At 42.0% G+C, this 2,227-nt stretch carries 5 protein-coding genes; 4 read left to right on the top strand and 1 reads right to left on the bottom strand.

The window, feature by feature from the left end; translation table 11 throughout:
* Positions 1 to 192: 192 nt before the first annotated feature.
* The 4 genes from F6K20_RS35060 (at position 193) to F6K20_RS35045 (ending at position 1,741) form a co-directional block, all read left to right on the top strand.
* Positions 193 to 528: a hypothetical protein gene (locus F6K20_RS35060; RefSeq protein WP_008179749.1), complete on the top strand. Its 336-nt coding sequence runs from the start codon at positions 193 to 195 to the stop codon at positions 526 to 528.
* Positions 525 to 806 (top strand): type II toxin-antitoxin system RelE/ParE family toxin, encoded by a 282-nt coding sequence (locus F6K20_RS35055; protein ID WP_008179751.1) that lies wholly within the window; start codon positions 525 to 527, stop codon positions 804 to 806. The genes F6K20_RS35060 and F6K20_RS35055 overlap by 4 nt, the downstream gene beginning before the upstream one ends.
* A 177-nt stretch (positions 807 to 983) precedes the next feature.
* Positions 984 to 1,520, top strand: a complete 537-nt coding sequence (locus F6K20_RS35050) for a Uma2 family endonuclease (RefSeq protein ID WP_287253608.1) — start codon at positions 984 to 986, stop codon at positions 1,518 to 1,520.
* Between the two features lie 68 nt (positions 1,521 to 1,588).
* Positions 1,589 to 1,741 (top strand): hypothetical protein, encoded by a 153-nt coding sequence (locus tag F6K20_RS35045; protein WP_165691842.1) that lies wholly within the window; start codon positions 1,589 to 1,591, stop codon positions 1,739 to 1,741.
* Between the two features lie 28 nt (positions 1,742 to 1,769).
* Here the strand turns inward: F6K20_RS35045 and F6K20_RS35040 are convergent.
* A partial coding sequence (locus F6K20_RS35040; RefSeq protein ID WP_287297894.1) for a DUF4058 family protein occupies positions 1,770 to 2,227 on the bottom strand: 458 nt, incomplete at its 5' end.

Raw genomic sequence — 2,227 nt, 5'->3', positions numbered from 1 at the left:
GGTTTACTTTCCTGGGAGGCAAAGATTTTTTTGAAGGCAAAGTCGGTTTTAGGGCTGATAAATGTCATTACTTAGCTCTCCACTAAAAGTGGTATACTCTAAGTATATAGCAATCCTATCTGATTCATGAAAGAAATGGGCTGCTTTAAGTGCGATCGCTCTTGTAGTAGGGTGGGCAAAGGGACATGATTCGTGATCAAATGGCCTTTCTTTAATTATTTGCCCACCCTACCCCACATTCATTATTTGCCCACCCTACTCCCTGCTGATTTTGATAAAATAGAAAAAACCGGAAATCATCTTGAAAGTATGCTCAAAACCTCAGCCTTTCAGCAAGCGATTGAAACCGTTGAAAAATTGTCCTTAGAAGAGCAAGAGATATTACTCGATACTCTTCTCAAAAGATTCCATCTACAACGGAGAGAAATACTATTGCAAGAAATCAAAGAAATTCGCCAAGAATTAGCGGAAGGTAAAGTAAAATTTGGCTCAGTTGATCAATTCTTAGAAGAACTCGATCAACCATGAAAATTGCTTGGACACCCCAATCACTAAGAGGTTTAAAGCGAATACTTCGTAAAAGACCAGATTTTAGACCACTAATTGAGAAAACCGTGCGTCAGTTAGCAGAAGATCCATTTCATCCTAGCTTACACACCCACAAACTTAAAGGCGATTTATCCAATATCTGGTCATGTTCAATTGACTACAGCTACCGTATTTTATTTGAATTTATCGAAAATCCTGAAGATTCTGAAGAAGCTATTTTGTTGCTTAATTTAGGTTCTCATGATGAAGTATATTAGCTGACGGCGAGCTTGTAGAGTAGTGCCTACGCTCTTGTCGGGTGGGCAAATGGACATGATAAGTGATCAAATGGTGTTTCAAAGATTATTTGCCCACCCTACCCCTCGAAGCGCAAGACGAGCCATGAAATATTTGTTGGATAGGGATCATTTAAGCATTATTCAGCTAACTTAATTATGCAATCACCTAGCATTACTAACTCCTTAGACGCTTTTCTCCAACAACCCAACATAGAAGCTTCTCCTGCTTGGGAATTCATCCATGGACACCCGAAGCAAAAACCGATGCCAACATTGTTTCATTCCCGCCTCCAGCGTAACCTTGTAAACGCCATCAACAATCAAACCCATGCTTGCGTTGCGATTCAAGAACTCCGGTGCATCATTCCTCCCTTATCCCCTGTACCAGATATTGTGGTTGTTAAACGCGATCGCATCCGGGATCAAGATCGCCCCCTGCAAGGTTCACCAGACTGGTTAATTGAAATTCGCTCCCCTGACCAAAGCACATTAGACCTACAGAACAAAATTCTGCACTGCTTAAGCAACGGGACTAAGCTGGCTTGGCTAATCGATATTCAGCGACAGCAAATCTGGGTTTGGGAAAACCAGGAACTACCACTGGTGTTTGCCGGAACTGATATACTCCCCACCCTTGACACTATCTCAGACTTTACAGTGGAAGCAGTAATTGCCATGACCCGACAGCGATAACTGAGGGGGATTATTCGCTCTTGTAGTGCGATCGCTGATCTTGTCGGGTGGGCAAATGGACATGATAAGTGATCAAATGGTGTTTCAAAGATTATTTGCCCACCCTACGCCTGACTGCTGACCACTCTTGTAGTGCGATCGCTGATCTTGTCGGGTGGGCAAATGGACATGATAACGGATCAAATGGTGTTTCAAAGATTATTTGCCCACCCTACGCCTGACTGCTGACCGCTGAATGCTTACCCCACCCTAGTGCGATCGCAATTCTCGCTCCGTTAACCATGTATTAACCCAAACCCGATCCTCTTCCGACAATTGCGGTAGTGGTTCTTGATTATAATCTATGAGTAAATCATAACTGGCTTGATCGTAGATATTATTCAATAATAACTGTAAATCTACTAATGGTTCTGTATCTCCAGACTTCAGCGGTAACGGAAATGAGGGGATAGGAGCTGGTAAATTAAATCCATACAAATCAGCTTGAGGACGACGGTCTCCTCGACTGACTAAAATTCGATAATGGGTTTCAATATTGCTGTGATAAACTGGCATTGGTTGTCCCTTACGCAGTAAATCAATTTCTACTAAATGAGTGAAACTGCCTAAGACTTTATTTCGTTTACTTTCATATTGCTTGCGTCCTTCTCCAGAACGTTTATTAATGGGAGAGAGTATTTCAATAGCTGTTACTACTTCCTTGGTAA

The sequence above is a fragment of the Moorena sp. SIO2C4 genome, from assembly GCF_010672485.1.
Lineage (GTDB): Bacteria > Cyanobacteriota > Cyanobacteriia > Cyanobacteriales > Coleofasciculaceae > Moorena > Moorena producens.
The sequence above is the reverse complement of the archived record's forward strand: the minus strand, read 5'-3'. Positions and strand labels throughout refer to the sequence as shown.

What these genes read in the sequence shown, in the direction of transcription:
- F6K20_RS35055 (WP_008179751.1), top strand. Translation starts at nt 525, where the DNA reads ATGAAAATTGCTTGGACACCCCAATCACTAAGAGGTTTAAAGCGAATA.
- F6K20_RS35050 (WP_287253608.1), top strand. Translation starts at nt 984, where the DNA reads ATGCAATCACCTAGCATTACTAACTCCTTAGACGCTTTTCTCCAACAA.